Raw genomic sequence first — 26,296 nt, 5'->3', positions numbered from 1 at the left:
CGGGTTTTTTTATACCGTTTCGCCCAAAATTTAACCTTGAAACCTTCAACGCATTACCGCTATCCTTAACGCGTTAACTTTCTCGCGCTGGAGCGCCCCCCAAAAATGAACAAACACGACTGATGAATTTCGATCCTTGCTAAACGCCACCGCGTCGGCAGGGGATGTTTTGATTTCATTCAGGAGTGCTTATGGCTCATTTTGCGCAGTCCCCTTCTTTTATTTTGCATCAGGTCACCTGCCAGTTTCCGACGGGCGATACCCTTTTTGGTCCGCTGAATCTCACGCTGGAACCCTCCCTGTGCGCGCTGGTTGGCCGCAACGGCAGCGGGAAAACGCGTCTGCTGCGTCTGCTGGCGGGGCTGGACGAACCGGCTTCCGGTCATATTGAACGCTTTGGCTCGCATGCCTGGGTGGCGCAACAGCACGTCATTTCGCCGCAGACGACGCTTGCTGAACTGCTCGGGTATGACGCTATTTTTGCGGCGCGTAAGCGCATCGACAGCGGCGATTACCAGCCTGACGATCTGGAGCTGCTTGACGGCCACTGGGATGTTGCCGAGCGCCTGAGCGAGGCGTTTATCAATGCGCAGCTCCCACCGTTTGATCCGGATAAACCCGCCGGCGAACTCAGCGGCGGCGAGCGCATTCGCGCCCTGCTGTGCGGGGCGTTTACGGCTGAGGCGGATTTCATGCTGCTTGACGAGCCCACTAACCATCTGGACCGACAGGGCCGGGCATGGTTCTACGACCAGCTCCACCGTTTTCAGGGCGGCGTGCTGGTAGCCTCCCATGACCGCGAACTTCTGGAGCAGGTGCCGCGTATCCTTGAGCTGAGCGCCTCGGGTCTGCGCAGCTACGGCGGGAATTATGCGGATTATCAAACCCAGCGCGATACCGAACAGCAGGCGGCCCGCGCGGCGCTGGAACATGCGGCAACCGAGCGCAAACGCACCCGGGTACGCATGCAAAAAGAGCATGACGATAGCCAGCGGCGTTCGGCAAAGACATTGCGCACCGTCGATACCCTGAATATCGCGTCGTTCGAGCGGGTCAAATATAAAGGCGCGGCAAAGGAGCGGATCGGCTCCTGGAAAAAACAGCACAGCGAGCAAAATGAAGCCCTGAACGCCGCGGTAAATAAGGCGCGTGAACGCGCTGAGGAAGATAACCCGGTAATGTTCACCCTGCCGGGGAGTCAGATCCCGGAGGGGAAGCAGGTGCTGGTGCTGAAGGATCTGTTGCTGCCGCATGTGCCTGTTCCTCCGCTCAACTTGCGAATGGACGGACCGATGCGCGTGGCGTTAAAGGGACCGAACGGCTGCGGCAAATCGACACTGTTAAAAACCCTCCTCGGCGAGATTGCTCCTCGTTCGGGTACCTGTAAGGTTTCCGTCAGCTGTGCTTATCTCGACCAGCATCTCTCCCGGCTCGATCTTTCGCAGTCAGTCATGACGCATCTCAACCTGAGTAATACGCCTCTGGAAGAGGGGGTATTGCGAACCCGTCTGGCACAGCTTCAACTGGGTGCCGACAAAGTGACGCTCCCGCTTGCGGAGCTTAGCGGCGGCGAGCGTCTTAAGGCCGCCCTGGCCTGCGTACTGTGGCGCGCGGAGGCCACGCAGCTTCTGCTGCTGGATGAACCGACCAACCATCTGGATTTGGCCTCGATCCAGGCCATTGAAGCGGCGTTGGCCGGTTTCCCTGGAGCTCTGCTGGTGGTATCACACGATGAGGCTTTTTTAAGAGGCTTAACGTTAACGCATGAATGGGTATGGGAAGAGGCGGGCTGGCGTTGCGAGAGCCTTTAAAGCACAAGCCCCCGCAGAGGCGGGGGCATTCAAACGTTACTACGCTATCTGTTTGCTGAGTGCAGGGTTGGCCTGAATCAGGCGCATCAGCCTTAACTCGGTTGGGGTGGGTTTCTCACGTTTTGACTCCCACTCCTGCACCATAGCCACGCTAACACCCATCGCTCTGGCGAATTCTTCAGTTTTCAGTCCTGTCCCTTTGCGCAATTGCTCATATTCTGTAAAGGGATTGGTTTTTTGTTGCAGGGTAATCGCCTGCGGTACGTCTTTAAAAATGATCTGTTCCAGACTGCTCAGCAGTTCAAACTCAGGATCTTTATATTCCATTGAGGACTCCTCTTAAATCTCACATCGTGATCAAGAACATCAGAGAGCCAGTTAAGAATAGTCCCTAATACCAACCCAGGATCGTCACGGATGTGATTAATCGTGCGGTAACGATCGCTTTACCCGATTCAGCAATATGGATAGTTATGCTAATTACCTGATTAGTCATATGTCGGCTTCGTCAGGTATTTTTTTGTAAATGGTAAGAAATAAAACGGCAATAGCCGTTTTGCATGAAAAGAGTATCTTGCAAGGCTGACCTGGACTATCCTTGTCAGCGTCGGGCACGCGTGTGCCGGTGTGCGCTTTTTTGGGTGAAAGGAGTAATAAAATGGCGACAGGAAAGTCCTGCTCTCGCTGGTTTGCGCCTATTGCGGCGTTGTTGATGGTTGTTAGCCTGAGTGGGTGTTTTGATAAAGAAGGCGATCAGCGCAAAGCGTTTATCGATTTTCTGCAGAATACAGTGATGCGCAGCGGCGAACGGTTGCCGACGCTGACTGCGGATCAGAAAAAACAGTTTGGCCCCTTCGTGTCCGATTACGCCATTCTTTATGGTTATTCTCAGCAGGTGAGCCAGGCGATGGATTCCGGTATCCGCCCGGTAGTGGATAGCGTGAACGCCATTCGCGTTCCGCAGGATTATATGACGCAGCGCGAACCGCTTCGCCAGTCCAACGGTGCGCTTGGCGTGCTGAGCCAGCAGTTGCAGAATGCGAAAATGCAGGCTGACGCGTCACGTTCTGCGCTGAAGCAGGGTGACGATCTCAAACCTGTCTTCGACAAAGTGTATGAGAAAGTGGTGACGAAACCGTCTGAAGCGCTGCAACCGCTGATTCCGGCCGCGCAAATCTTCACGCAGCAGCTGGTTCAGGTGGGCGACTTTATTGCCCAGCAGGATACTCAGGTGAGCTTCGTTGCCAACGGCATTCAGTTCCCGACCTCGCAGCAGGCAAGCCAGTACAATACGCTGATTGGGCCGCTGGCCTCCCAGCATCAGGCCTTTAGCCAGGCCTGGAGTGCCGCCGTCACGGCCACAGAATAAACCGAAAAAACCCCGCTCCCGGCGGGGTTTTTTTTATGCTTATGGAAAATAACACTTGTCATTCTTCTACCACATCGGTATAACTATCCCCGTCGGTTTGTTACACAGACCTAAAGCAGTTTAGTAAAGCAGTCCAGATTGTTATCCATAGATACCCTTCGTTGTGACCCTTCCTTCATCGCTTAAAAATCTGTAACGCAATCCATCAAGCCGGAAGGCTCAATATATTTGTTAATAAGGTAATTTCTATGTCTGCTAAAATGACTGGTCTGGTAAAATGGTTCAACGCTGATAAAGGTTTCGGCTTCATCACTCCTGACGATGGCTCTAAAGACGTGTTCGTACACTTCTCTGCTATCCAGAACGATGGCTACAAATCTCTGGACGAAGGTCAGAAAGTTTCCTTCACCATCGAAAGCGGCGCTAAAGGCCCAGCAGCTGGTAACGTTGTAAGCCTGTAAGCTTCCAACCCAGTAGCACAAAATTCAAAAACCCGCCTTCTGGCGGGTTTTTTCGTTTCTATCGTTGCACCTGCGGGTTCACGCAGTTTATCTCCACCTTTCCGCTTAGGGCGGCGATAAGGTTATCGACCGCAGTGGCCGCCATGCTGTAGCGCGTCTCATGGGTAGCTGAGCCGATGTGGGGCAGGGCAACGACGTTTGGCATTGTCAGCAGCGGGGAATCAACCGGCAGCGGCTCCTGTTCAAACACGTCCAGACCTGCGGCATGGATCTCGCCGTTCTGCAGGGCTTCAATCAGCGCCTTCTCATCCACCACCGGGCCGCGACCCGCGTTGATGAAAATGGCGGATTTCTTCATTTTTTCAAATGCGGATTTGCCAATCAGATGACGCGTTTCGTCCGTCAGCGGCAGAACCAGACAAACAAAGTCGGCTTCCTCCAGAAGGGTATCCAGCTCGCAGTAGCGGGCGTTGAAGCGTTCATCGGCTTCACTGTGATGGCGACGCGCGTTATACAGAATCGGCATGTTAAAACCAAAATGCGCGCGCTGCGCCAGTGCCAGCCCGATACGCCCCATGCCAACAATGCCCAGCGTTTTGCCGTTAACGTCCACGCCGAACCAGTCCGGTCCAATGCTTTTTGTCCATTCGCCCGCTTTAACGCGCTCGGCTACTTCCACCACGCGACGTGCCGTGGTGAGTACCAGCGCCATCAGCGTATCGGCCACGGTTTCCGTCAGGGCATGTGGCGTATGCATCAGCAGGATCTTGCGGGCGTTAAGGGCATCCACATCGAAATTGTCGTAACCCACGGAAACGGTAGAGGTAGCACGAAGCTTCGGCATTTTCTCCAGCAGGGCGACATCCACTTTCTCGCTTGAACCCAGCAGGCCTTCGGCGCTGGCGAACGCTTCGGCGTGCTGCGCCACGGTTTCCGGGCTCAGGTTCTTCACCTGCGTGACGGTGAAGTGTTCTTCAAGGCGTTTCTGCAGATCTTCCGGCAGTGCTTTGTACAAAATGACGGACGGCTTCATGCTAATCTCCGTTGATTTTTAAGGATTCAGGCGTGGCGTGCGCCGACAGGGTGTTGTTGATTATTAGCAGGCTTAACAATCAGAGTAAGCCACACGGAGGCGAAAAGCGCCACCCCCATAAAGATGTACGATGCGGACGGGCTGCCGGTGGCACCGTTCAGGTAGCCGACGAACCAGGAACCGCAGAACGACCCCAGCGCACCCATACTGTTAATCAGTGCCATCGCGCCCCCCGCGACGTTACGCGGCAGCATTTCCGGGATGATGGCAAAGAATGGACCATACGGGGCATACATGGCGGCACCGGCGACCACCAGCAGGGTATAAGAGGCCCAGAAGTGATTTGCACCCACGGCCCACGAGCCGATAAAGGCAAAAGCAGCGATCAGCAGCAGCGGCCAGACAAACAATTTTCGGTTCTGCAGCTTGTCCGATGCCCAGGAGACGACGATCATGGCGATGGTCGCGGCCAGATACGGTACGGAAGAGAGCCAGCCCACTTCTACCATGCCGAGGTTTTCGCCGCCGCTGCGGATAATCGACGGCAGCCACAGCACAAAACCGTACACGCCAATGCTCCAGGTAAAGTACTGCGCGCAGAGCAGGATCACGTTGCGCGAGCGGAAGGCTTCACCGTAGTTGCGTACCGCCTTCAGACCTTGCTGTTCTTTATCCAGCTGCGCCTGCAGCGCCGCTTTTTCGTCTTCGGAAAGCCATTTCGCCTGGGCAGGTTTATCCTTCACCAGCACCCACCAGCAGAATGCCCAGATCACTGCCGGGACCCCTTCGATGATAAACATTTCGCGCCAGCCGAAGGACTGGATCAGGTAGCCAGACACCACCGACATCCACAGTACCGTGACCGGGTTACCGAGGATCAGGAAGGTATTCGCGCGCGAGCGTTCAGATTTGGTAAACCAGTTGCTGATGTAGATCAGCATTGCCGGCATGACCGCCGCCTCAACGACGCCTAGGATAAAGCGAATGGCGGCCAGGGCAGGAATATTGTTTACCACGCCGGTCAGTGACGCGCAGGCGCCCCACAGGATCAGACAGACGAAGATCAGCTTACGCACGCTGCGGCGTTCCGCATAAATCGCGCCGGGGATCTGGAAGAAGAAGTAGCCCAGGAAGAAAAGGGCACCCAGGAGGGAGGAGATACCTTTGGTGATACCTAGGTCCTCTGTGATCCCCGCCGCGGACGCGAAGCTGAAGTTGGCACGGTCAAGGTACGCCAGGCTGTACGTGATAAACACGATAGGCATGATGTACCACCAGCGTTTTACTGCATTGGTCGAACTGTTCATAGGCTTGCCTCTGTTGTTGAGGTTGTTACCGCCGTTGTCTGTAGGGTACACGGTGGCTTAATTATTTGGTGCGGCTTGCTGCCCTCACCCTGGCCCTCTCCCACGGGGAGAGGGAAGTTAAACGCCGAGCTCTGCTCGAGTGGGTAATCCTTCGCTGTCGCCCTGCACCTGAATGGCCAGCGAGCCAATCTTGTTGCCCCGCGCCACGGCCTGCGGCAGCGTTTTGCCTTCCAGCAGGGCGCTAATCACGCCCACGGCAAAACCGTCGCCCGCGCCGACGGTGTCGACAACGTTCTCAACCTTCACCGCCGCGACCGCGCCCTGTTGGCCGTCGGCCGTCTTAAACCATGCGCCATCGGCGCCGGTCTTCAGCACCACCGCTTTTACCCCTTTATTCAGGTAGAAATCGGCAATGCCTTCCGGCGTATTTTCACCCGTCAGGATCATCCCTTCTTTCAGGCCCGGCAGAACCCAGTCCGCTCTGAACGCCAGGCGGTTGAGCTTCTCGACCATTTCCGCTTCGCTTTTCCACAGCACCGGGCGCAGGTTCGGATCGAAAGAGATCGTTTTTCCCTGGGTTTTCAGAGTGGCTGCCGCGTGATCCAGCAGCTCATACGAGCTGGCGGACAGCGCTGCCGCCACGCCGCTCAGGTGCAGATGGCGCGCGGAGGCGAAATAGTCGGCGTGGTAATCTGCCACTGAGAGGTGGCTTGCGGCCGATCCCTTACGGAAATATTCCACGATGGGATCGGTTCCATTTTCGACCTTAGATTTAAGCTGAAAGCCGGTAGGGAAGCGTCCATCGAGGGTGACGCCTGCGGCATCAATTCCCTCTTTTTTCAGCGAGTAGAGAACGAAATGGCCAAAGCTGTCGTCCCCCACGCGGCTGACCCAGCCGACGTTAAGGCCGAGACGCGCCAGGCCGGTTGCGACGTTCAGCTCTGCGCCCGCCACGCGTTTGATAAAGTGCTCCACCGCGCTCAGTTCGCCCGTTTCAGTGGCAACAAACATCGCCATGGCTTCGCCAATCGTGATGACATCCAGCGTCTTGTGCATGGTTTACTCCTCGCGCAGCAGGTTGACGTAATGGCGGGTAACGGCGGTTAAATCCGTTCCTTCCAACGGGAACTCGATACCGCACGGGGCATCGGCAGGCAGCTGGCCGAGCAGATCCAGCCAGCGCGCATCGGCGTGGTCCGGCGCCACGGCGCGGAAGTTATCTTTGTGCGGCACGGCGGCTTTCACGTGGATATAGCTCACCGCAGGGGCCAGATGACGCGCGGCCTCTTCAGGCGAATCGCCAACCCACAGCCAGTTGCCCATATCGAAGGTCAGCGTGACGGGTAAGGCCATTTCCCGACAGGCGGTCTGGAAGCGCTGCATCGGCGCGAGCTGTCCGCAGTCGGTCTGATCGTTCTCCACGACCAGCGCCATGCCGCTTGCGTTCAGCAGGGTACGCAGGGCGTCGAGAGGCTGGGCGTCGCGGAAATGGCCCAGGGAAACCTTCAGCCACAGGGCGTTCAGGGTGCTGGCCTCAGAAAGATAGCGGGTCAGATCCGGGTTGAGGGTGCCGTCGGGCATAAACAGGGCGGCGGGGGCGGAGTAGCACGCCAGCAGGCCGAGCAGCTCAATAGATTCTCCCAGCGCAGGCAGCGCCAGCAGCTCTTCGCTGCTGAACAGTTCCCGGCGGATCTCCACGCCGTCTGCCCCTGCGCCTGCAATAACGGGAAGCATCGCCCGCTGACCGCCTGCCTGTCGCACCTGTTCCGCACCGTACGCGGCGGTGACCACCATAATTTTCCTGCCCATCTTCGGACTCCATCGCAACATATCAATACTATTACGCTAGATGGAACCGGTTCCAAAGAAAAGGTCAGGATGTCGAATTTATGATCGGTATCACAAGGGAAAATTAACGCGCCGTGGAGCCGCGAACGATCAGCTCGCCGGAGAAGACCTGCTCGCGAACGGCATCGCTGGTGCCTTCAATGCGACGAACTACTTGTTCAACAGCCGCATAGCCAATCTGCCAGGTGGGTTGTTTGAGGGTAGTAATGCCGACGCCCGCCAGCTCCGCCCACTCCAGTTCATCAAACCCCAGCAGACCGATATCGCTGCCCCAGTGCAGGCCAATGCGCTTGAGCGAGCGGGCGACCTGAAGCGTCAGCGCCCCGTTTGCGGAGATAACGGCTTTGCGCATCCCGCGATGGCGCGTGTGGAACTGGCGCAGGGTGTTATCGAGCTGGTCGGCTTCGTGAAGCGGCGTTTCGGCATTTTCGGCGATCACGCCGGGATATCGCTCCAGCGTGGCGCGAAATGCGCCCAGGCGCTCGCGACGGGTATTGACCATCCCTAACGGTTCACTCAGAAACAGAATGGCCTCGAAGCCCTGTTCGATCAGATGTTCGGTGGCGGTAGTGGCGGCCTGGGTGTTATCCAGCCCGACCACATCGCAGGCAAATTCCGGGATTTTACGGTCGATGAGGACCATGGGCAGGGAGGATTGCTGCAGGCGATTTAAACCCTCTTCCCGCATGCCCACCGCGTTAACCACAATCCCTTCGACCTGATAGCTGCGCAGCAGATCGAGGTAATGCAGCTCCTGGTCGACTTCGTTGTTGGTATTACAGACCAGCGGCGTGAACCCCTTCTCGCGACAGGCGGCTTCAATACCGCTGAGCACGTTAACGGAATAGGGGTTGGTGATATCGGCGATGATAAGCCCGATAAGGCGGGTGCGGCCGCGTTTGAGCCCGCGCGCCATGAGGCTGGGACGGTAGTCGAGATCGGCAATGGCCTGTTCAATACGCGCCAGCAATGCGTCGGACAGCAGGTGTTTCTCGCCGTTAAGGTAGCGCGAAATGCTGGTTTTACCGGTTTTGGCGGCTTTCGCCACGTCGCTGATGGTGGCCCGGGCTGGTTTGCTCATCGCTGATTTCCCTGAATTTAGTGAGAATACCTTAGCGGGAAAATCAGACGAATCAAGTAATTTGCCCGGTGGCGCTGCGCTTACCGGAGGGTGCGGTCTGGTGCCCTCACCCCAACCCTCTCCCACGGGAGAGGGTGCAACCACTAAAAACGGCAACGAGCGTTGCCGTTTTGCTTTTACCTACTGAATTGGGCTTAACGTAATCTCAACGCGGCGGTTCTGCGCTTTGCCTTCCGCCGTGCTGTTGCTGGCGATAGGGTTGGCAGGGCCCATGCCGCTGGTGCGGATACGGTTGGCTTCAACGCCCTGGGTAATCAGCGAGCTGGCCACGGAATCGGCGCGCTGCTGAGACAGACGCATGTTCAGATCCTGGCTGCCGGTACTGTCGGTATAGCCCATCACGTTAACGGCGGTTTTATTGTACTCTTTCAGCACCATCGCCACGCCGGTCAGGGTGTTTGCGCCCGCTGGTTTCAGCGTCGCGCTGCTGCTGTCGAAGGTCACGTTGTTCGGCATATTCAGGATGATGTTATCGCCGCTGCGCGTCACGCTCACGCCGGTTCCCTTCATTTTGTCGCGCAGCTTCGCTTCCTGCACGTCCATGTAATAGCCAACGCCGCCACCCAGTGCCGCGCCCGCCGCTGCGCCAATCAGCGCGCCTTTACCGCGGTCTTTCTTGGAGGAGGAGAGCGCCCCAACGCCTGCGCCGACCAGCGAGCCGATACCCGCGCCAATGCCGGATTTACCCGCTTCACGCTCACCGGTGTAAGGGTTGGTTGTGCAGCCAGAAACAGCCAGTGCACCGCTCACCAGAGCGGCAATAACGAGTACGCGTTTTTTCATCTTCTTTCCTTAATCCTTTTTATTCTTTGCCACGGCGAGCGTGGCAGTTGATTATGACGTCCAGATACGGAGAAAATTCCGGGTATAACTCTGAAATTTGTGACAAACCATAAACTGCCTTAGAAAGAAGGCCGTAAACCTGCACGCAACCAGGAGCGCACGCTTGAGCACCTCAACGAAAACCATTCTGACCGCCGCCCACTGGGGGCCGATGCTGGTCGAAACCGATGGCGAAAATGTTCTGTCGTCCCGCGGGGCACTGCCAACCCAACATCCCAACTCGTTACAGACCGTCGTTCGCGATCAGGTGCACAGCAAAACACGCGTGCGCTGGCCGATGGTTCGTAAAGGTTTTCTGGCCTCGCCGGATAAGCCACAGGGGATTCGCGGTCAGGATGAGTTTGTTCGCGTGAGCTGGAATGACGCGCTGGCGCTGATCCACGCCCAGCATAAGCGCATTCGCGACACTTACGGTCCGTCGTCCATTTTTGCCGGCTCCTACGGCTGGCGTTCTAACGGCGTGCTGCACAAGGCCTCGACGCTGCTGCAGCGCTACATGAGCCTGGCGGGAGGCTATACCGGCCATCTGGGGGATTACTCCACCGGCGCGGCGCAGGCGATCATGCCGTACGTCGTAGGGGGGAACGAAGTGTACCAGCAGCAGACTAGCTGGCCGCTGGTGCTGGCGCATACCGACGTGGTGGTGCTCTGGAGCGCTAACCCCCTCAACACGCTGAAAATTGCCTGGAATGCCAGCGACGAGCAGGGCATCGGGTATTTCGACGCGCTGCGCAAAAGCGGCAAGCGCATCATCTGCATTGACCCAATGCGCTCTGAAACCATGGATTTCTTCGGCGACAGCGCCGAGTGGATTGCCCCCCATATGGGCACCGACGTGGCGATGATGCTGGGGATCGCCCATACGCTGGTAGAAAACGGCTGGCACGACGTCGGATTCCTGACGCGCTGTACCACCGGCTTCGATAAATTCGCCGACTACCTGACGGGACAATCCGATGGGGTAGCAAAAACGGCAGAGTGGGCAGCAGGGATTTGTGGCATTCCTGCGGACAAACTCCGCGAACTGGCGGCGTTGTTCCATAAAAATACCACCATGTTAATGTCCGGCTGGGGAATGCAGCGTCAGCAGTTTGGCGAGCAAAAACACTGGATGCTGGTCACCCTTGCCGCAATGCTTGGGCAGATCGGTACGCCGGGCGGGGGTTTTGGTCTCTCCTATCACTTTGCGAACGGCGGTAACCCAACGCGTAAAGCGGCAGTGCTGGCGTCACTGCAAGGCTCGCTGCAGGGCGGCGTCGATGCCGTGGATAAAATTCCGGTGGCGCGGATCGTTGAAGCTCTGGAAAACCCCGGCGGTTTTTATCAGCACAACGGTCTGGACCGCCACTTCCCGGACATTAAATTTGTCTGGTGGGCGGGCGGATCGAACTTCACGCACCATCAGGATACCAATCGCCTGATCCGCGCCTGGCAAAAGCCGGAGCTGGTGGTGATTTCCGAGTGCTTCTGGACCGGTTCGGCTAAGCATGCAGATATCGTGCTGCCGGCGACCACCTCGTTTGAGCGTAACGACCTCACCATGACCGGCGACTACAGCAACCAGCATATGGTCCCGATGAAGCGCGTTGTGGCCCCGCGCGATGAGGCGCGTGATGATTTTGACGTGTTTGCTGAACTGAGCGAGCTGTGGGAAGCGGGCGGTCGCGAGCGTTTTACCGAAGGGAAAAGCGATCTGCAATGGCTGGAGAGCTTCTACCAGATTGCCGGACAGCGCGGCGCGGCGCAGGGCGTGACGCTTCCGCCATTTGCTGAATTCTGGGAGGCGAACCAGCTCGTCGAGATGCCGGAGAGCGAACAGAACGCGAAGTTTGTCCGTTTTGCCGATTTCCGCCGCGACCCGGAGAGCCACCCGCTGAAAACCGAGAGCGGAAAGATCGTGATCTATAGCGAGCGTATCTCCAGCTTTGGCTATGCCGACTGCCCGCCACACCCTATGTGGCTCGAGCCGGACGAGTGGCACGGCAACGCCCAGCCGGAACAGCTACAGGTGTTGTCTGCGCATCCCGCGCACCGTCTGCACAGCCAGCTTAACTATACCTCCCTGCGCGAGCAGTATGCGGTCGCCGGGCGAGAGCCGATCACGCTGAATACCCTTGATGCGAAAGCCCGCGGGATCGCGGACGGCGACGTGGTGCGCGTCTGGAACTCGCGCGGGCAGGTGCTGGCAGGGGCAGTGGTGAGCGACGGGATTAAACCGGGCGTGATCTGCATTCATCAGGGCGCCTGGCCCGACCTTGAGCCCGCCGAGGGAGGGATCTGTAAAAACGGGGCGGTTAACGTGCTGACCAAAGATCTCCCCAGCTCGAAGCTGGGGAATGGCTGTGCAGGGAACACGGCGCTGGCCTGGGTAGAGAAATATCAGGGACCCGAGCTTATCTTAACGGCGTTTGATCCGCCTGCCAGCTCATGATCCACGTCGGGTGCTGGGTATCATCCTGCCAGGCGCTGTCTTCAATGCGAAAGCCCTGAGCATGGTAGAAATTCACCGCCCGCACATTTTTCTGATATACCTCCAGCGTTAAATGCGGGAAGCGCTGTTGAACATGGTTCAGCAGCGCGCGCCCGATGCCTTTCCCTATGCATGATGGTGTGACAAACAGCGCGCCGACAAACTGAGACTGCATCACGCTGATAAATCCGTATGGCTCGCCATCCTGTTCCCAGACCCAGGTTTCCGCCGACGGAAGGTAAACGTCCCGCACCATGGCCTCGTTTTCTTTCCAGTAACCCGGCTCGATAAACGGATGCGCTTCCGTGGTGCTTTCAAGCCATAGGCTCAAAAGCGCCGCGGTATTCTCACTTTGCCATTTGCGGATCATGATGGCCTCCCGGATGACAGAAGCAGCCGGTAACGTGGTCGTTGACCAGGCCACAGGCCTGCATAAAGGCGTAGCAGATGGTGGAGCCGACAAACTTAAAGCCGCGTTTTTTCAGGGCCTTCGAGAGGGCATCCGAGGCCGGGGTAGAGGCCGGGATTTCCGCGAGCGTGGCGGCCTGGGTGACCTGCGGATCGTTGTTCACAAACGTCCAGACAAAATCTGAGAACGATTCGCCGTTTTGTTCCATCGCCAGGTAAGCACGAGCGTTGCCGATGATGGCCTGGATCTTACCGCGATGGCGGATGATGCTGGCGTCCTGCACCAGGCGTTCCACATCTTCATCGGTCATGGCGGCGACGGCGACAGGATCGAACTGGTGGAAGGCGTTACGGTAGTTTTCGCGTTTCTTCAGTACCGTAATCCATGACAACCCAGCCTGCTGGCCCTCCAGGCAGATCATCTCAAAGAGTTTTTTGCCATCCGTTTCTGGCACGCCCCATTCCCGATCGTGATAGTCGATATAAAGCTGATCCTGGCTCACCCAACCGCAACGTTCCATCCGTCATCTCCCTTATTGATACTGATTTCGCAAAATTTTCTTTCTGACTGGCTTGACGTGTTTACTTTAAAGACAATAGTTAATACAGGGCTATAAGCTCTTCCTGAATAACGACAAATATCGCCGAATTCGGCTCTCTCTGGGGTCGCGTTGATGATGATAAAAAAAATCAGTGGTCGCCATGCTGCTTCTGGCCTGGTGGGAATTTCAGCCTGCCTGTTTTTTTGTAATACAGCGTCTGCCTGGCAACAGGAATATATCGTTTCAGACGCCCAAAATAATACGGCGGAACGCTATACATGGGACGCGGATCACCAACCGCGTTATGAGGATATTCTTGCTGAGCGTATTCAGTCTTCGCAAAACGCGCCGGGTCTTGCCCTGAATATACCATCTGGCAGCACGACGGAGGGGGCGATGAGCGTGGGCTGGAATTTTCCGGTTTCAGCGCGTATCACCACCGGTCCGGTAGTGGCGTGGCGTTACGACGGCACGGCTCCCATGATGATCAACGAGTTTGGTGATAGCGCGTCGACGCAGGCAATCATCGACCCGCTCTGGCATGCCAGCGTCAGCTCGCTGGGGTGGCGCGTGAATACCCAGTACGGCGATCTTCGTCCGTGGGCCCAGATTAGCTATAACCAGCAGTTTGGTGAAAACCAGTGGAAATCGCAGTTTGGCATGCCGCAAACGCCAGCCCCAGCCCAAAACGGTAGCTGGATGGACGTCACCGTGGGAACGGATATTCCTTTTAATACGCACGTGGCGGCCTATGCGTCGCTGGCTCAGGGGGAGCACACCACCACCGGTGAGGAGTTTTTATACACCCTCGGCGTTAGCGCAAATTTCTAGAGTTGTTACTTTTTTAAACGTTACGATAACATCTCGAATACAACAACCACGGCCTTTACAGCGATAGTGTGTACTAACATGCTGTCGCTTTATTCCCGGACCAGGCCATTCATTCCCGATTCCAGGCATTTCATTCCGTTCCGCCTGCATTTCATGCCGTTTTACCCCAGGCGTATTAAGGTTTTGTTTATGGTTGTCCTCAGCGAACTTCCTTAATTTCTCTTGCAGGACAACTGCCATGAACACATCAACTTATAACCGCACGCGCTGGCTTACGCTCTTTGGCACCATCGTCACCCAGTTTGCGCTGGGGTCGGTCTATACCTGGAGCCTGTTTAACAGTGCGCTTTCCGACAAACTCGGCGCACCGGTCAGCCAGGTCGCGTTCTCCTTTGGTCTGCTGAGCCTGGGTCTGGCGATTTCGTCTTCCGTCGCGGGCAAGCTGCAGGAGCGTTTTGGGGTGAAGCGCGTGACCATGGCGTCTGGCATTCTGCTGGGGTTGGGCTTCTTCCTGACGGCGCATTCCAGCAACCTGATGATGCTGTGGCTGAGCGCCGGCGTGCTGGTGGGTCTGGCCGATGGCGCAGGTTACCTGCTGACGCTGTCGAACTGCGTGAAGTGGTTCCCGGAGCGTAAAGGCTTAATCTCCGCGTTCGCCATCGGCTCTTATGGCTTGGGCAGCCTCGGGTTCAAATTTATCGACTCCCATCTGCTGGTGTCCGTTGGCCTCGAAAACACCTTTATGATCTGGGGCGCAATCGTGCTGGTGATGATTCTGTTCGGCGCCACGCTGATGACCGATGCGCCGCAGCAGGAGGTCAAATCCGTTAACGGCGTGGTGGAGAACGACTTCACCCTCGCGCAGTCCATGCGTAAGCCACAGTACTGGATGCTGGCGGTGATGTTCCTGACGGCCTGCATGAGTGGTCTGTATGTCATTGGTGTGGCGAAGGATATCGCACAGGGAATGGTGAAGCTGGATGCGGCCACGGCGGCCAATGCGGTGACGGTCATCTCCATTGCCAACCTCTCCGGTCGTCTGGTGCTCGGTATTCTGTCTGACAAAATTGCCCGCATCCGCGTGATTACGATCGGGCAGGTGGTTTCGCTGGTCGGTATGGCGGCGCTGCTGTTCGCTCCGCTGAATGAAGCCACCTTCTTTGCGGCAATTGCCTGCGTGGCCTTTAACTTCGGCGGCACCATTACCGTCTTCCCGTCACTGGTGAGCGAGTTCTTTGGCCTGAACAATCTGGCGAAAAACTATGGCGTGATTTATCTCGGCTTCGGCATCGGCAGTATCTGCGGCTCGCTGATTGCCTCCCTGTTCGGCGGGTTCTATGTGACCTTCTGCGTCATCTTCGCCTTGTTGATTATCTCACTGGCGCTATCCACCACGATTCGCCAGCCGCAGCGCGAGGTATTTAAAGAAGTGCATGCATAAGCTGTATGAAAGAGGCCATTGCGGCCTCTTTTTTCTTTATGTGAGAGGCTTCCCGTCTCGATATTTTGTAAAAATTTACACCGATCACACTCTCTGCTGCCACTTTTCTCTCCCGCTGTGGTCTACTTATCGCGCTTGTAGACGTTTCTAATAACGCTTCCTTACGCATTTACTTACTCTGTCCGCTTTCTCTTTGAGATTCGTCGGGTTTTTATACCCCTTCCCCCAGGGTTGTTTGCATGAAATACATTAGGTCTCTTACCCAGCAAAGATTGTGTCTGATGCTGGCTGTCTATATCGGACTATTTCTGAATGGCGCGGTACTGTTCAGAAGAGTGGAAGGTTATTTTGAAAACCTTACCGTAAGTAATAGTATTTTTGCCGCCATTGAAGTATTCGGCTCCGTCCTCGCCACCTTCTTCCTCTTACGCCTGCTGTCCCTTTTTGGCCGACGTACCTGGCAAATTTTGGCCTCGCTGGTGGTGATTATTTCCGCCGCCGCAAGCTATTACATGACCTTTATGAACGTGGTCATTGGGTACGGCATCGTTGCCTCGGTGATGACCACGGATATCGATCTCTCGAAAGAGGTGGTAGGGAAAGGTTTTATCGTCTGGACGGTTTTAACCTGTCTGATACCCCTGTTCTTTATCTGGAACAATACGTGCCGCTATACGCTGCTACGCCAGCTGCGCACGCGTGGACAGCGGATCCGCAATATCGTCGTTGTCCTGCTGGCCGGACTGCTGGTATGGGCGCCAATCCGCCTGATGGAAACGCAGCAAAAACGCGTCGAAAAAGCGACGGGCGTGGATATGCCAAGCTATGGCGGCGTGGTGGCAAACTCGTATTTGCCGTCTAACTGGCTGTCAGCGTTAGGTCTGTATGCCTGGGCGCAGGCGGACGAATCCAGCGATGTGAAATCGCTGATCAATCCAACGAAAAAATTCACCTACCAGCCGCCAGCCGACGGGATTGATGATACTTACGTCGTCTTCGTCATCGGCGAAACGACGCGCTGGGATCATATGGGCATTCTCGGCTATAACCGGGACACCACGCCAAAGCTGGCGCAGGAGAAAAACCTGGTGGCTTACCGTGGCTACTCCTGCGATACCGCAACCAAGCTCTCGCTGCGCTGCATGTTTGTGCGTGAAGGCGGTGCAAGCGATAACCCGCAACGCACGCTGAAAGAACAGAACGTGTTTGCCGTGCTGAAGCAGCTTGGATTTAGCTCTGACCTGTTCGCCATGCAAAGTGAGATGTGGTTCTACACCAACACGCTGGCAGATAACATCGCGTACCGCGAGCAGATTGGCGCCGAGCCGCGTAACCGCGGCAAAAACGTCGACGACATGCTGCTGCTGGAAGAGATGTCGCAATCCCTCAAGAACCATCCGCAGGGTAAGCATCTGGTTATTCTGCATACCAAAGGGTCGCATTACAGCTACTACCAGCGCTACACGCGTGATTTCGCGAAGTGGCAGCCTGAGTGCGTGGGCATTAATAAAGACTGCAGCAAGCAGGAGCTGATCAACGCCTACGACAACTCGGTGCTGTATGTGGATACCTTCCTGAGCCGTGTCATTGACCAGCTGCGCGATAAAAAAGCGATTGTGATTTACGCGGCAGATCACGGTGAATCCATCAATGAGAAAGAGCACCTGCACGGTACGCCGCGCAAGCTGGCACCGCCGGAGCAGTTCCGCGTGCCGATGATCATGTGGATGTCGGATAAGTATCTTGAAAACCCGGAGAAGGCGAAGATGTTTGCTCAGCTGAAAAAAGAGGCGGAGATGAAGGTGCCGCGTCGCCACGTTGAGCTGTACGACACTATTATGGGTTGTCTCGGCTATACCTCACCGAATGGTGGGATTAACGAAAACAACAACTGGTGTAAACTCCCTGATAACAGCGTAAAAGCCGCGCAGTAGCTGCTCTGGCGAGAATATCGCCAGTTGAATGGCTTTTTGAAAATAAGGGATTGACGGGGGCGCACCTCAGCAGTAAGATGCGCTCCGCATTCGGCGAGTAGCGCAGCTTGGTAGCGCAACTGGTTTGGGACCAGTGGGTCGGAGGTTCGAATCCTCTCTCGCCGACCACATTCTGAAAAGGGCTAACCGCAAGGTTAGCCCTTTTTGCATTATGATCTTATCCCGTCAGAGTATCCAAAACGCCCCTTAGGCCTGCTTCTCCCTGCCTGTTAACGATTTTGTGACATAATCCATTGTATTTTTTTATATATAGATTGATCTTTTTTCGCGTTGCTTATGGATAACCTCAGCATTTTTCGCTGTGCGTTTTAACGTTCGCGGTATTTAGTGCTCAGATAATCACCATTCTGCAAGAAAATTTACCCATTCTGAATAAAAGTTAATCACTGATTGTTGCGAAATATGAAGAGACTTGTGCTGCAAGATAGCGAGTAGCATAAATTTCCCTGCTGAAAACTGGCATGCATAGTTTTTTTAATCTTTGTTTGCGGTTTCTCACACTCAGCGTAAATCCCCGTCACCTGTATTGACGTTTTCACATTCTGTTGACAGATTGTAGGGCATGAGGGGCATTTCAGGGACGATCTGCGCTGCAACTCAAACGCTCTTCTGAAAGGATTCTCCATCCCTTTAAAGCCTTCGGGCATCACCGACCGGACCGGGTAAAAAATAAATAAAGGTCTGGCGGCGTAACACAACAAAGCAAAACATCACATTGGAGCAGAATAATGAGTATTTCCTTGAAGAAGTCAGGGATGCTGAAGCTTGGTCTGAGCCTGGTGGCTATGACCGTGGCAGCAGGCGTACAGGCAAAAACCCTGGTTTACTGTTCTGAAGGCTCGCCGGAAGGCTTTAACCCACAGCTCTTTACCTCTGGTACGACTTACGACGCAAGCTCTGTACCGATCTATAACCGTCTGGTTGAATTCAAAACCGGTACCACGGAAGTGATTCCGGGTCTGGCCGAGAAGTGGGACGTCAGCGAAGACGGCAAAACCTATACCTTCCACCTGCGCCAGGGCGTGAAGTGGCAGGACAGCAAAGAATTCAAACCAACGCGCGACTTTAACGCAGACGACGTTGTGTTCTCCTTCGACCGTCAGAAAAACGCTCAGAACCCGTACCACAAAGTGTCTGGCGGCAGCTATGAATACTTCGAAGGGATGGGTCTTCCTGACCTGATTGCTGAAGTGAAAAAAGTGGACGATAAAACGGTTCAGTTCGTGCTGACTCGCCCGGAAGCACCGTTCCTGGCTGACCTGGCCATGGACTTCGCCTCAATTCTGTCCAAAGAGTATGCGGACAACATGCTGAAAGCCGGTACGCCGGAAAAAGTTGACCTGAACCCAATCGGTACCGGTCCATTCCAGCTGCTGCAGTACCAGAAAGACTCCCGCATTCTGTATAAAGCGTTCGAAGGCTATTGGGGCACCAAGCCGCAGATCGACCGTCTGGTCTTCTCCATCACGCCTGATGCGTCAGTGCGTTATGCAAAACTGCAGAAAAACGAATGCCAGGTAATGCCGTACCCGAACCCGGCTGATATCGCCCGCATGAAGCAGGACAAGAACATCAACCTGCTGGAGCAGGCTGGCCTGAACGTGGGCTATCTCTCCTTCAACACCGAGAAGAAACCGTTTGATGACGTGAAGGTGCGTCAGGCGCTGACCTACGCGGTGAACAAAGAAGCGATCATCAAGGCGGTTTACCAGGGCGCAGGCGTTGCTGCCAAAAACCTGATCCCACCAACCATGTGGGGCTATAACGACGACGTTAAAGACTACACCTACGATCCTGAGAAAGCGAAAGCGCTGCTGAAAGAAGCGGGCCAGGATAAAGGCTTTACCGTTGAGCTGTGGGCGATGCCGGTACAGCGTCCTTACAACCCGAACGCACGCCGTATGGCGGAAATGGTTCAGGCTGACTGGGCTAAGGTTGGCGTTCAGGCCAAGATTGTGACCTACGAGTGGGGCGAGTACCTGAAGCGCGCCAAAGCGGGTGAGCACCAGGCGGTAATGATGGGTTGGACCGGTGACAACGGGGATCCGGACAACTTCTTCGCCACCCTGTTCAGCTGCGCGGCGGCGAAAGACGGTTCTAACTACTCTCGCTGGTGCTACAAGCCGTTTGAAGATCTGATCCAGCCGGCGCGTGCGACCGACGATCACAACAAACGTATTGAACTGTACAAGCAGGCTCAGGTTGTTATGCACGATCAGGCTCCGGCGCTGATTGTTGCTCACTCCACCGTCTATGAGCCAGTGCGTAAAGAAGTGAAGGGCTACGTGGTTGATCCACTGGGCAAACACCACTTCGAAAACGTATCTGTTGAATAATAAGTAGGGTGTTCTCCCTCTCCCTCTGGGAGAGGGCAGGGGTGAGGGGATGCATGCACGCCCTTCACCCTAACCCTCTCCCGCTGGGAGAGGGAATTTACATTTGTGAGCAATACAGACGTCACGCCACTGGTCGTGCGTCATCAGAGAGAATCCGGGTTATGTTGCAGTTCATCCTCCGACGTCTGGGACTTGTTATCCCCACGTTTATCGGTATCACCCTTCTCACTTTTGCCTTCGTCCATATGATCCCCGGCGACCCGGTAATGATTATGGCGGGCGAGCGTGGTATTTCCCCTGAGCGCCATGCACAGCTGCTGGCGGAACTCGGTCTCGATAAGCCGATGTGGCAGCAGTACCTCCACTATATCTGGGGCGTATTGCACGGTGATTTAGGGATTTCGCTGAAAAGCCGCCTTCCGGTGTGGGACGAGTTCGTGCCGCGTTTTAAAGCGACGCTGGAGCTTGGCGTCTGCGCCATGATTTTCGCCACTGCGGTGGGTATTCCTGTCGGGGTACTGGCTGCCGTCAAGCGTGGCTCTATTTTTGACCACACCGCCGTTGGCCTCGCGCTGACCGGCTACTCCATGCCTATCTTCTGGTGGGGCATGATGCTGATCATGCTGGTATCGGTGCAGCTTAACCTGACACCGGTCTCCGGGCGCGTCAGTGATATGGTCTTCCTGGATGACTCCAACCCGCTCACCGGCTTTATGCTGATTGATACGGCTATCTGGGGCGAAGAGGGCAACTTCATTGATGCCGTGGCGCACATGATCCTGCCTGCCATGGTGCTGGGCACCATTCCTCTGGCGGTGATCGTGCGAATGACCCGTTCTTCGATGCTGGAAGTGCTGGGTGAGGATTATATCCGCACCGCGCGCGCAAAGGGCCTGACGCGTATGCGCGTCATCATCGTCCATGCGCTGCGTAATGCCATGCTGCCGGTGGTGACCGTTATCGGTCTCCAGGTGGGGACGTTGCTGGCGGGGGCGATCCTGACCGAAACCATCTTCTCCTGGCCGGGCCTTGGACGCTGGCTGATTGACGCGCTGCAACGCCGTGACTATCCGGTTGTGCAGGGCGGTGTACTGCTGGTCGCGACGATGATTATCCTCGTTAACCTGCTGGTCGATTTGCTGTACGGCGTGGTGAACCCGCGTATTCGTCATAAGAAGTAAGGGACCATCATGTCACAAGTTACTCAAAATAAAGTGGTCGCTGCACCGGTTCCTATGACGCCGCTGCAGGAATTCTGGCACTACTTCAAGCGCAATAAAGGCGCGGTGGTAGGGCTGGTATATGTCGTAATCATGATCCTGATTGCGGTGTTTGCGAATTTCCTCGCACCGTATAACCCGGCGGACCAGTTCCGCGATGCGCTGCTCGCGCCGCCTGCGTGGCAGGACGGCGGCAGCCTGGCGCACCTGCTGGGTACCGATGACGTGGGCCGCGACGTGCTGTCGCGTCTGATGTACGGCGCGCGCCTGTCGCTGCTGGTCGGCTGTCTCGTTGTTGTGCTGTCGCTGATCATGGGTGTTGTACTCGGCCTGGTTGCCGGTTACTTCGGCGGCATCGTTGATAACATCATCATGCGTATCGTCGACATCATGCTGGCGCTGCCAAGCCTGCTGCTGGCGCTGGTGCTGGTGGCGATCTTCGGCCCGTCGATAGGCAATGCCGCGCTGGCGTTGACCTTCGTAGCGCTCCCTCACTACGTGCGTTTAACCCGTGCGGCGGTGCTGGTGGAAGTGAACCGCGATTACGTCACCGCCTCTCGCGTGGCGGGTGCCGGTGCGATGCGCCAGATGTTTGTCAATATCTTCCCAAACTGCCTTGCGCCGCTGATTGTTCAGGCGTCGCTCGGTTTCTCTAACGCCATTCTTGATATGGCCGCTCTTGGCTTCCTGGGCATGGGTGCGCAGCCGCCAACACCAGAGTGGGGCACCATGCTCTCCGACGTGTTGCAGTTCGCACAAAGCGCCTGGTGGGTTGTCACCTTCCCGGGTCTGGCAATCCTGCTGACGGTGCTGGCATTTAACCTGATGGGTGATGGTCTGCGTGATGCGCTTGATCCCAAACTGAAGCAGTAAGAGGCACGAGATGGCGTTATTAAATGTAGATAAATTATCGGTGCACTTCGGCGACGAAGGCACCCCGTTTCGCGCCGTGGACCGCATCAGCTACAGCGTAAATCAGGGCGAAGTGGTTGGCATTGTCGGGGAGTCCGGTTCCGGTAAGTCAGTGAGCTCACTGGCAATCATGGGGCTGATTGATTACCCGGGCCGCGTGATGGCGGAAAACCTGCAGTTCAACGGTCAGGATCTGAAGCGCATTTCTGAAAAACAGCGCCGCCAGCTGGTGGGCGCCGAAGTGGCGATGATTTTCCAGGATCCCATGACCAGCCTGAACCCTTGCTACACCGTTGGTTTCCAGATTATGGAAGCGATTAAGGTGCATCAGGGCGGGAATAAGAAAACCCGTCGTCAGCGCGCGATCGACCTGCTGAACCAGGTGGGTATTCCTGACCCGGCATCACGCCTGGACGTTTACCCGCACCAACTCTCCGGTGGGATGAGCCAGCGCGTGATGATCGCGATGGCGATTGCCTGTCGACCAAAACTGCTGATTGCAGATGAACCGACGACGGCGCTGGATGTGACCATCCAGGCGCAAATCATCGAACTGCTGCTGGAGCTGCAGCAGAAAGAGAATATGGCGCTGGTGCTGATTACGCACGATCTGGCGCTGGTGGCCGAAGCCGCGCACAAAATCATCGTGATGTATGCCGGTCAGGTGGTCGAAACCGGGAATTCACACGATATTTTCCGCGCGCCGCGTCACCCGTATACCCAAGCGCTTTTACGCGCGCTGCCGGAGTTTGCCCAGGACAAAGCGCGTCTGGCGTCGCTGCCGGGTGTGGTACCGGGTAAATATGACCGTCCGCAGGGCTGTCTGCTCAATCCGCGCTGTCCGTATGCAACGGACAAATGCCGGGCAGAAGAGCCTGAGCTGAACCAGCTTGCTGACGGCCGTCAGTCGAAATGCCACTACCCACTCGATGATGCCGGGAGGCCAACACTATGAGTACGCAACAGGCCACCACGCAACAACCGCTGTTGCAGGCCATCGACCTGAAAAAATACTACCCGGTGAAGAAGGGACTGTTTGCCCCTGAACGCCTGGTGAAAGCGCTGGACGGCGTTTCCTTTAACCTCGAACGCGGTAAAACGCTGGCGGTGGTGGGGGAGTCAGGCTGCGGTAAATCCACGCTGGGCCGTCTGCTGACGATGATTGAAGTGCCGACCGGCGGCGAGCTCTATTATCAGGGGCAGGATCTGCTCAAGCACGATCCGCAGGCGCAGAAGCTGCGTCGCCAGAAAATCCAGATTGTGTTCCAGAACCCGTACGGTTCTTTGAACCCGCGTAAAAAAGTGGGACAGATTCTGGAAGAGCCGCTGCTGATCAACAGCAATCTGAGCAAAGAGCAGCGCCGTGAAAAAGCGCTGACGATGATGGCGAAGGTCGGCCTCAAAACCGAGCATTACGATCGCTATCCGCACATGTTCTCCGGCGGCCAGCGTCAGCGTATCGCTATCGCCCGCGGGCTGATGCTCGATCCGGACGTGGTGATTGCCGATGAGCCGGTCTCCGCGCTCGACGTATCCGTGCGTGCGCAGGTGCTGAACCTGATGATGGATCTCCAGCAGGAGCTGGGGCTCTCTTACGTGTTCATCTCCCACGACCTGTCGGTGGTGGAGCATATTGCCGATGAAGTGATGGTGATGTACCTGGGGCGCTGCGTGGAGAAGGGGACTAAAGACCAGATCTTTAATAACCCTCGTCACCCGTATACCCAGGCGCTGCTGTCTGCGACGCCGCGTCTGAACCCGGACGATCGTCGTGAGCGTATTAAGCTGACGGGTGAACTGCCAAGCCCGCTGAATCCGCCTCCGGGATGTGCATTCAACGCCCGCTGCAGTCGCCGCTTCGGTCCGTGCACCCAGCTCCAGCCGCAGCTGAAGGATTATGGCGGCCAGCTGGTTGCCTGCTTCGCGGTCGATCAGGATGAAAATGGCGAGAAGCCACAGGCATAACGAAAAAAACCGGCGTTAAGCCGGTTTTTTTTATGTCTGCTTGATTATTTCCGCAGGCGAATCTGGTCGACGGCGTGCTTCTCGCTCTTGGTGAGGATCAGGCTTGCACGCTCGCGCGTCGGCAGGATGTTCTCTTTGAGGTTCACGTAGTTGATCTCATTCCACAGTCCCGTGGCCACGTTGATCGCTTCTTCTTCAGAAAGCTGGGCATAGTGGTGGAAATAGGAATCCGGGTCGGTGAACGCCCCTTCGCGGAACTTCAGGAAGCGGTTGATGTACCAGTTTTGCAGCAGGTCTTCCGGCGCATCGACATAAATAGAGAAATCGACGAAATCCGAGACGAATACGTGATGCGGGTCGTGAGGATAGTCCATCCCGCTTTGCAGCACGTTCAGACCTTCCAGAATCAGGATGTCCGGCTGGACCACGGTTTTATCCCCGCCCGGGATGCGATCGTAGATCAGGTGCGAATAGACTGGCGCAGTCACGTGAGGCACGCCGGATTTCAGGTCAGAGACAAATTTCACCAGACGGTGCATATCGTAAGAAAGCGGGAAGCCTTTCTTCTTCATTAGCCCACGTTCTTTTAACACCTCGTTCGGGTGCAGGAAGCCGTCGGTGGTGATCAGCTCCACGCTGCGGTGTTCCGGCCAGCGGCTCAACAGCGCCTGCAGGACGCGCGCGGTGGTACTTTTACCCACGGCCACGCTGCCTGCGATACTAATGATATAAGGAATACGTTGACCGTTCGTCCCGAGAAACTGCTCCAGCACGGCCTGACGGCGCAGGTTCGAGCTGATATAGAAGTTAAGCAAGCGAGAGAGGGGGAGATAAATTTCTGCCACCTCTTCCAGGGACAGATCTTCGTTTATCCCTTTTAACCGTGCGATTTCACCTTCCGTCAGCGTCATAGGGACGGAATCACGCAGGGCAGCCCACTGGCTGCGGTTAAAGTGAAGATAAGGCGTCATTAACGTTTGCTCTTTTTTGCTCATAAGCATGCTTCAGTGAGCCAGCATCACACTGCCGGATCATGGCTCATCACACAGTTAATTTTGGACAATGGGCAGGAGGTTAACACCAGATGACGGGAATAATAAGAAAAAAGATGGAAAGCACTGCGTTACGCGGAAGCCGTCACGCTACGGTGAATACGGTGCAAATCACGATGATATGTTGAATATTTGACCTCAAATGACTACTTTTACAGCGCCTGATACGCTGTTCGCATAAAATGTGAGCGAAAGAACGTTTTATGCAAATTTTTAGTTGCATGACCGCGCAGGTATCCATAGAATGCGCGCTACTTGATGCCGACTTAGCTCAGTAGGTAGAGCAACTGACTTGTAATCAGTAGGTCACCAGTTCGATTCCGGTAGTCGGCACCATCAAGTCCGGTGGGGTTCCCGAGCGGCCAAAGGGAGCAGACTGTAAATCTGCCGTCACAGACTTCGAAGGTTCGAATCCTTCCCCCACCACCACTTTCTGGCAGCGTAAATGCCGCCGGAGCTGGTTGGAAAAATTAGCCAGCTCAAACTGAAAAAGAGAGAAATCTCTTTTTTTGTTACAGAAAGAACTGGGTAGCCGAGTTTCAGGATGCGGGCATCGTATAATGGCTATTACCTCAGCCTTCCAAGCTGATGATGCGGGTTCGATTCCCGCTGCCCGCTCCAATACGTGCTGATATGGCTCAGTTGGTAGAGCGCACCCTTGGTAAGGGTGAGGTCCCCAGTTCGACTCTGGGTATCAGCACCACTTCACTTCTCCTTCCCGTTTCTCTCTGTTTCAATTTTACTGTATTCAACAATTCAGGCATTTCGTCTGGTTGATGTGGTGATATCACCGATTTATCCGTGTCTTAGAGGGACAATCGATGTCTAAAGAAAAGTTTGAACGTACAAAACCGCACGTTAACGTCGGTACTATCGGCCACGTTGACCATGGTAAAACAACGCTGACCGCTGCAATCACTACCGTTCTGGCAAAAACCTACGGTGGTTCTGCTCGCGCATTCGACCAGATCGATAACGCACCAGAAGAAAAAGCTCGTGGTATCACCATCAACACCTCTCACGTTGAGTACGACACCCCGACTCGCCACTACGCACACGTAGACTGCCCAGGCCACGCCGACTATGTTAAAAACATGATCACCGGTGCTGCGCAGATGGACGGCGCGATCCTGGTTGTTGCTGCGACTGACGGCCCAATGCCTCAGACTCGTGAGCACATCCTGCTGGGTCGTCAGGTAGGCGTTCCTTTCATCATCGTGTTCCTGAACAAATGCGACATGGTTGATGACGAAGAGCTGCTGGAACTGGTAGAGATGGAAGTTCGTGAACTGCTGTCTCAGTACGATTTCCC

General features: G+C 55.8%; 22 protein-coding genes, 5 tRNA genes and 1 pseudogene. 18 read left to right on the top strand and 10 right to left on the bottom strand.

The features are described from left to right. Positions 1 to 191 precede the first annotated feature (191 nt). On the top strand, positions 192 to 1,811 hold the full coding sequence (locus UTM25_RS01855) for an ABC-F family ATP-binding cassette domain-containing protein (RefSeq protein WP_194401698.1): 1,620 nt from the start codon (positions 192 to 194) through the stop codon (positions 1,809 to 1,811). 39 nt (positions 1,812 to 1,850) lie between these two features. On the opposite strand, the gene UTM25_RS01850 is transcribed toward UTM25_RS01855, so the two are convergent. Then, positions 1,851 to 2,138, bottom strand: coding sequence for an HTH-type transcriptional regulator (locus UTM25_RS01850; protein ID WP_194401699.1), 288 nt, complete (start codon positions 2,136 to 2,138; stop codon positions 1,851 to 1,853). Positions 2,139 to 2,469: 331 nt separating this feature from the next. Between UTM25_RS01850 and UTM25_RS01845 the strand changes: the two genes are divergently transcribed. Together UTM25_RS01845 and cspA are read left to right on the top strand one after the other, a co-directional pair. After that, positions 2,470 to 3,180 carry a DUF3053 domain-containing protein gene (locus UTM25_RS01845; protein WP_023309949.1) on the top strand — a complete coding sequence of 237 codons (711 nt, stop codon included), beginning with the start codon at positions 2,470 to 2,472 and terminating at the stop codon, positions 3,178 to 3,180. Positions 3,181 to 3,428: 248 nt separating this feature from the next. Next, positions 3,429 to 3,641, top strand: a complete 213-nt coding sequence (cspA, locus tag UTM25_RS01840; protein WP_003860775.1) for an RNA chaperone/antiterminator CspA — start codon at positions 3,429 to 3,431, stop codon at positions 3,639 to 3,641. 58 nt (positions 3,642 to 3,699) lie between these two features. Here the strand turns inward: cspA and ghrB are convergent, their stop codons facing one another. The 6 genes from ghrB to UTM25_RS01810 all read right to left on the bottom strand — a co-directional run bounded on the left by ghrB (position 3,700) and on the right by UTM25_RS01810 (position 9,753). Next, entirely contained in the window at positions 3,700 to 4,674 is a 975-nt protein-coding gene (gene ghrB, locus UTM25_RS01835) for a glyoxylate/hydroxypyruvate reductase GhrB (protein WP_194401700.1), read from the bottom strand. Between the two features lie 26 nt (positions 4,675 to 4,700). Further along, positions 4,701 to 5,981: an MFS transporter gene (locus UTM25_RS01830; RefSeq protein WP_023309951.1), complete on the bottom strand. Its 1,281-nt coding sequence runs from the start codon at positions 5,979 to 5,981 to the stop codon at positions 4,701 to 4,703. A 117-nt stretch (positions 5,982 to 6,098) separates the two neighbouring features. After that, positions 6,099 to 7,037, bottom strand: a complete 939-nt coding sequence (locus tag UTM25_RS01825; RefSeq protein WP_194401701.1) for a sugar kinase — start codon at positions 7,035 to 7,037, stop codon at positions 6,099 to 6,101. Between the two features lie 3 nt (positions 7,038 to 7,040). Continuing rightward, positions 7,041 to 7,790: a sugar phosphate isomerase/epimerase family protein gene (locus UTM25_RS01820; protein ID WP_194401702.1), complete on the bottom strand. Its 750-nt coding sequence runs from the start codon at positions 7,788 to 7,790 to the stop codon at positions 7,041 to 7,043. 103 nt (positions 7,791 to 7,893) lie between these two features. Beyond that, the gene (locus UTM25_RS01815) at positions 7,894 to 8,910 is read right to left on the bottom strand and encodes a LacI family DNA-binding transcriptional regulator (protein ID WP_194401703.1); all 1,017 of its coding nucleotides are present in this window, start codon (positions 8,908 to 8,910) and stop codon (positions 7,894 to 7,896) included. A gap of 180 nt (positions 8,911 to 9,090) precedes the next feature. Further along, positions 9,091 to 9,753 (bottom strand): OmpA family lipoprotein, encoded by a 663-nt coding sequence (locus UTM25_RS01810; protein WP_109845848.1) that lies wholly within the window; start codon positions 9,751 to 9,753, stop codon positions 9,091 to 9,093. Positions 9,754 to 9,964: 211 nt separating this feature from the next. On the opposite strand from UTM25_RS01810, the gene UTM25_RS01805 reads away from it, so the two are divergent. Next, positions 9,965 to 12,244, top strand: coding sequence for a molybdopterin guanine dinucleotide-containing S/N-oxide reductase (locus tag UTM25_RS01805; protein WP_233469434.1), 2,280 nt, complete (start codon positions 9,965 to 9,967; stop codon positions 12,242 to 12,244). Here the strand turns inward: UTM25_RS01805 and UTM25_RS01800 are convergent. Both UTM25_RS01800 and tag read right to left on the bottom strand, forming a co-directional pair. Continuing rightward, a complete protein-coding gene (locus UTM25_RS01800) occupies positions 12,207 to 12,653 on the bottom strand; it encodes an N-acetyltransferase (protein ID WP_194401705.1) in 447 nt (148 codons plus the stop codon). The genes UTM25_RS01805 and UTM25_RS01800 overlap by 38 nt on opposite strands. After that, complete coding sequence (tag, locus tag UTM25_RS01795; RefSeq protein ID WP_194401706.1) at positions 12,631 to 13,212, bottom strand: DNA-3-methyladenine glycosylase I; 582 nt, start codon at positions 13,210 to 13,212, stop codon at positions 12,631 to 12,633. Before tag ends, UTM25_RS01800 begins: the two co-directional genes overlap by 23 nt. 153 nt (positions 13,213 to 13,365) lie before the next feature. Here tag and UTM25_RS01790 point away from each other — a divergent pair, with 153 nt between their 5' ends. The 9 genes from UTM25_RS01790 to dppF all read left to right on the top strand — a co-directional run bounded on the left by UTM25_RS01790 (position 13,366) and on the right by dppF (position 23,932). Further along, positions 13,366 to 14,064 (top strand): autotransporter domain-containing protein, encoded by a 699-nt coding sequence (locus tag UTM25_RS01790; protein ID WP_194401707.1) that lies wholly within the window; start codon positions 13,366 to 13,368, stop codon positions 14,062 to 14,064. A 238-nt stretch (positions 14,065 to 14,302) separates the two neighbouring features. Next, positions 14,303 to 15,505 carry an MFS transporter gene (locus tag UTM25_RS01785; RefSeq protein ID WP_194401708.1) on the top strand — a complete coding sequence of 401 codons (1,203 nt, stop codon included), beginning with the start codon at positions 14,303 to 14,305 and terminating at the stop codon, positions 15,503 to 15,505. 239 nt (positions 15,506 to 15,744) lie between these two features. Next, positions 15,745 to 17,439 (top strand): kdo(2)-lipid A phosphoethanolamine 7''-transferase, encoded by a 1,695-nt coding sequence (eptB, locus tag UTM25_RS01780; protein WP_194401709.1) that lies wholly within the window; start codon positions 15,745 to 15,747, stop codon positions 17,437 to 17,439. 91 nt (positions 17,440 to 17,530) lie between these two features. Next, positions 17,531 to 17,607: transfer RNA gene (locus UTM25_RS01775), tRNA-Pro, on the top strand. Between the two features lie 620 nt (positions 17,608 to 18,227). Beyond that, entirely contained in the window at positions 18,228 to 19,835 is a 1,608-nt protein-coding gene (gene dppA, locus UTM25_RS01770; protein WP_194401710.1) for a dipeptide ABC transporter periplasmic-binding protein DppA, read from the top strand. Between the two features lie 161 nt (positions 19,836 to 19,996). Then, on the top strand, positions 19,997 to 21,016 hold the full coding sequence (gene dppB / locus UTM25_RS01765; protein WP_023334097.1) for a dipeptide ABC transporter permease DppB: 1,020 nt from the start codon (positions 19,997 to 19,999) through the stop codon (positions 21,014 to 21,016). 9 nt (positions 21,017 to 21,025) lie between these two features. Beyond that, positions 21,026 to 21,928 carry a dipeptide ABC transporter permease DppC gene (gene dppC, locus UTM25_RS01760; RefSeq protein WP_023309963.1) on the top strand — a complete coding sequence of 301 codons (903 nt, stop codon included), beginning with the start codon at positions 21,026 to 21,028 and terminating at the stop codon, positions 21,926 to 21,928. Between the two features lie 10 nt (positions 21,929 to 21,938). Further along, positions 21,939 to 22,922, top strand: coding sequence for a dipeptide ABC transporter ATP-binding protein (dppD, locus tag UTM25_RS01755; RefSeq protein ID WP_008502772.1), 984 nt, complete (start codon positions 21,939 to 21,941; stop codon positions 22,920 to 22,922). Continuing rightward, on the top strand, positions 22,919 to 23,932 hold the full coding sequence (gene dppF, locus UTM25_RS01750; RefSeq protein ID WP_194401711.1) for a dipeptide ABC transporter ATP-binding subunit DppF: 1,014 nt from the start codon (positions 22,919 to 22,921) through the stop codon (positions 23,930 to 23,932). The genes dppD and dppF overlap by 4 nt, the downstream gene beginning before the upstream one ends. A gap of 44 nt (positions 23,933 to 23,976) precedes the next feature. On the opposite strand, the gene coaA is transcribed toward dppF, so the two are convergent. Beyond that, positions 23,977 to 24,927: a type I pantothenate kinase gene (gene coaA / locus UTM25_RS01745; protein ID WP_021242480.1), complete on the bottom strand. Its 951-nt coding sequence runs from the start codon at positions 24,925 to 24,927 to the stop codon at positions 23,977 to 23,979. 317 nt (positions 24,928 to 25,244) lie between these two features. Between coaA and UTM25_RS01740 the strand changes: the two genes are divergently transcribed. The 5 genes and pseudogenes from UTM25_RS01740 to UTM25_RS01720 form a co-directional block, all read left to right on the top strand. Continuing rightward, positions 25,245 to 25,320: transfer RNA gene (locus UTM25_RS01740), tRNA-Thr, on the top strand. Between the two features lie 8 nt (positions 25,321 to 25,328). Next, a tRNA-Tyr gene (locus UTM25_RS01735) sits at positions 25,329 to 25,413 on the top strand. A gap of 117 nt (positions 25,414 to 25,530) precedes the next feature. Beyond that, positions 25,531 to 25,605: transfer RNA gene (locus tag UTM25_RS01730), tRNA-Gly, on the top strand. A 6-nt stretch (positions 25,606 to 25,611) separates the two neighbouring features. After that, positions 25,612 to 25,687: transfer RNA gene (locus UTM25_RS01725), tRNA-Thr, on the top strand. A 118-nt stretch (positions 25,688 to 25,805) separates the two neighbouring features. Continuing rightward, a pseudogene (locus tag UTM25_RS01720) lies at positions 25,806 to 26,296 on the top strand (GTP-binding protein); the annotation flags it as partial.

This window comes from Enterobacter sp. 61D5 (genome assembly GCF_034107965.1).
Lineage (GTDB): Bacteria > Pseudomonadota > Gammaproteobacteria > Enterobacterales > Enterobacteriaceae > Enterobacter > Enterobacter cloacae_M.
The sequence above is the reverse complement of the archived record's forward strand: the minus strand, read 5'-3'. Positions and strand labels throughout refer to the sequence as shown.

Coding starts and splice junctions, on each gene's coding strand:
- UTM25_RS01855 (WP_194401698.1), top strand. CDS start 192: ATGGCTCATTTTGCGCAGTCCCCTTCTTTTATTTTGCATCAGGTCACC.
- UTM25_RS01850 (WP_194401699.1), bottom strand. CDS start 2,138: ATGGAATATAAAGATCCTGAGTTTGAACTGCTGAGCAGTCTGGAACAG.
- UTM25_RS01845 (WP_023309949.1), top strand. CDS start 2,470: ATGGCGACAGGAAAGTCCTGCTCTCGCTGGTTTGCGCCTATTGCGGCG.
- cspA (WP_003860775.1), top strand. CDS start 3,429: ATGTCTGCTAAAATGACTGGTCTGGTAAAATGGTTCAACGCTGATAAA.
- ghrB (WP_194401700.1), bottom strand. CDS start 4,674: ATGAAGCCGTCCGTCATTTTGTACAAAGCACTGCCGGAAGATCTGCAG.
- UTM25_RS01830 (WP_023309951.1), bottom strand. CDS start 5,981: ATGAACAGTTCGACCAATGCAGTAAAACGCTGGTGGTACATCATGCCT.
- UTM25_RS01825 (WP_194401701.1), bottom strand. CDS start 7,037: ATGCACAAGACGCTGGATGTCATCACGATTGGCGAAGCCATGGCGATG.
- UTM25_RS01820 (WP_194401702.1), bottom strand. CDS start 7,790: ATGGGCAGGAAAATTATGGTGGTCACCGCCGCGTACGGTGCGGAACAG.
- UTM25_RS01815 (WP_194401703.1), bottom strand. CDS start 8,910: ATGAGCAAACCAGCCCGGGCCACCATCAGCGACGTGGCGAAAGCCGCC.
- UTM25_RS01810 (WP_109845848.1), bottom strand. CDS start 9,753: ATGAAAAAACGCGTACTCGTTATTGCCGCTCTGGTGAGCGGTGCACTG.
- UTM25_RS01805 (WP_233469434.1), top strand. CDS start 9,965: ATGCTGGTCGAAACCGATGGCGAAAATGTTCTGTCGTCCCGCGGGGCA.
- UTM25_RS01800 (WP_194401705.1), bottom strand. CDS start 12,653: ATGATCCGCAAATGGCAAAGTGAGAATACCGCGGCGCTTTTGAGCCTA.
- tag (WP_194401706.1), bottom strand. CDS start 13,212: ATGGAACGTTGCGGTTGGGTGAGCCAGGATCAGCTTTATATCGACTAT.
- UTM25_RS01790 (WP_194401707.1), top strand. CDS start 13,366: ATGATGATAAAAAAAATCAGTGGTCGCCATGCTGCTTCTGGCCTGGTG.
- UTM25_RS01785 (WP_194401708.1), top strand. CDS start 14,303: ATGAACACATCAACTTATAACCGCACGCGCTGGCTTACGCTCTTTGGC.
- eptB (WP_194401709.1), top strand. CDS start 15,745: ATGAAATACATTAGGTCTCTTACCCAGCAAAGATTGTGTCTGATGCTG.
- dppA (WP_194401710.1), top strand. CDS start 18,228: ATGAGTATTTCCTTGAAGAAGTCAGGGATGCTGAAGCTTGGTCTGAGC.
- dppB (WP_023334097.1), top strand. CDS start 19,997: ATGTTGCAGTTCATCCTCCGACGTCTGGGACTTGTTATCCCCACGTTT.
- dppC (WP_023309963.1), top strand. CDS start 21,026: ATGTCACAAGTTACTCAAAATAAAGTGGTCGCTGCACCGGTTCCTATG.
- dppD (WP_008502772.1), top strand. CDS start 21,939: ATGGCGTTATTAAATGTAGATAAATTATCGGTGCACTTCGGCGACGAA.
- dppF (WP_194401711.1), top strand. CDS start 22,919: ATGAGTACGCAACAGGCCACCACGCAACAACCGCTGTTGCAGGCCATC.
- coaA (WP_021242480.1), bottom strand. CDS start 24,927: ATGAGCAAAAAAGAGCAAACGTTAATGACGCCTTATCTTCACTTTAAC.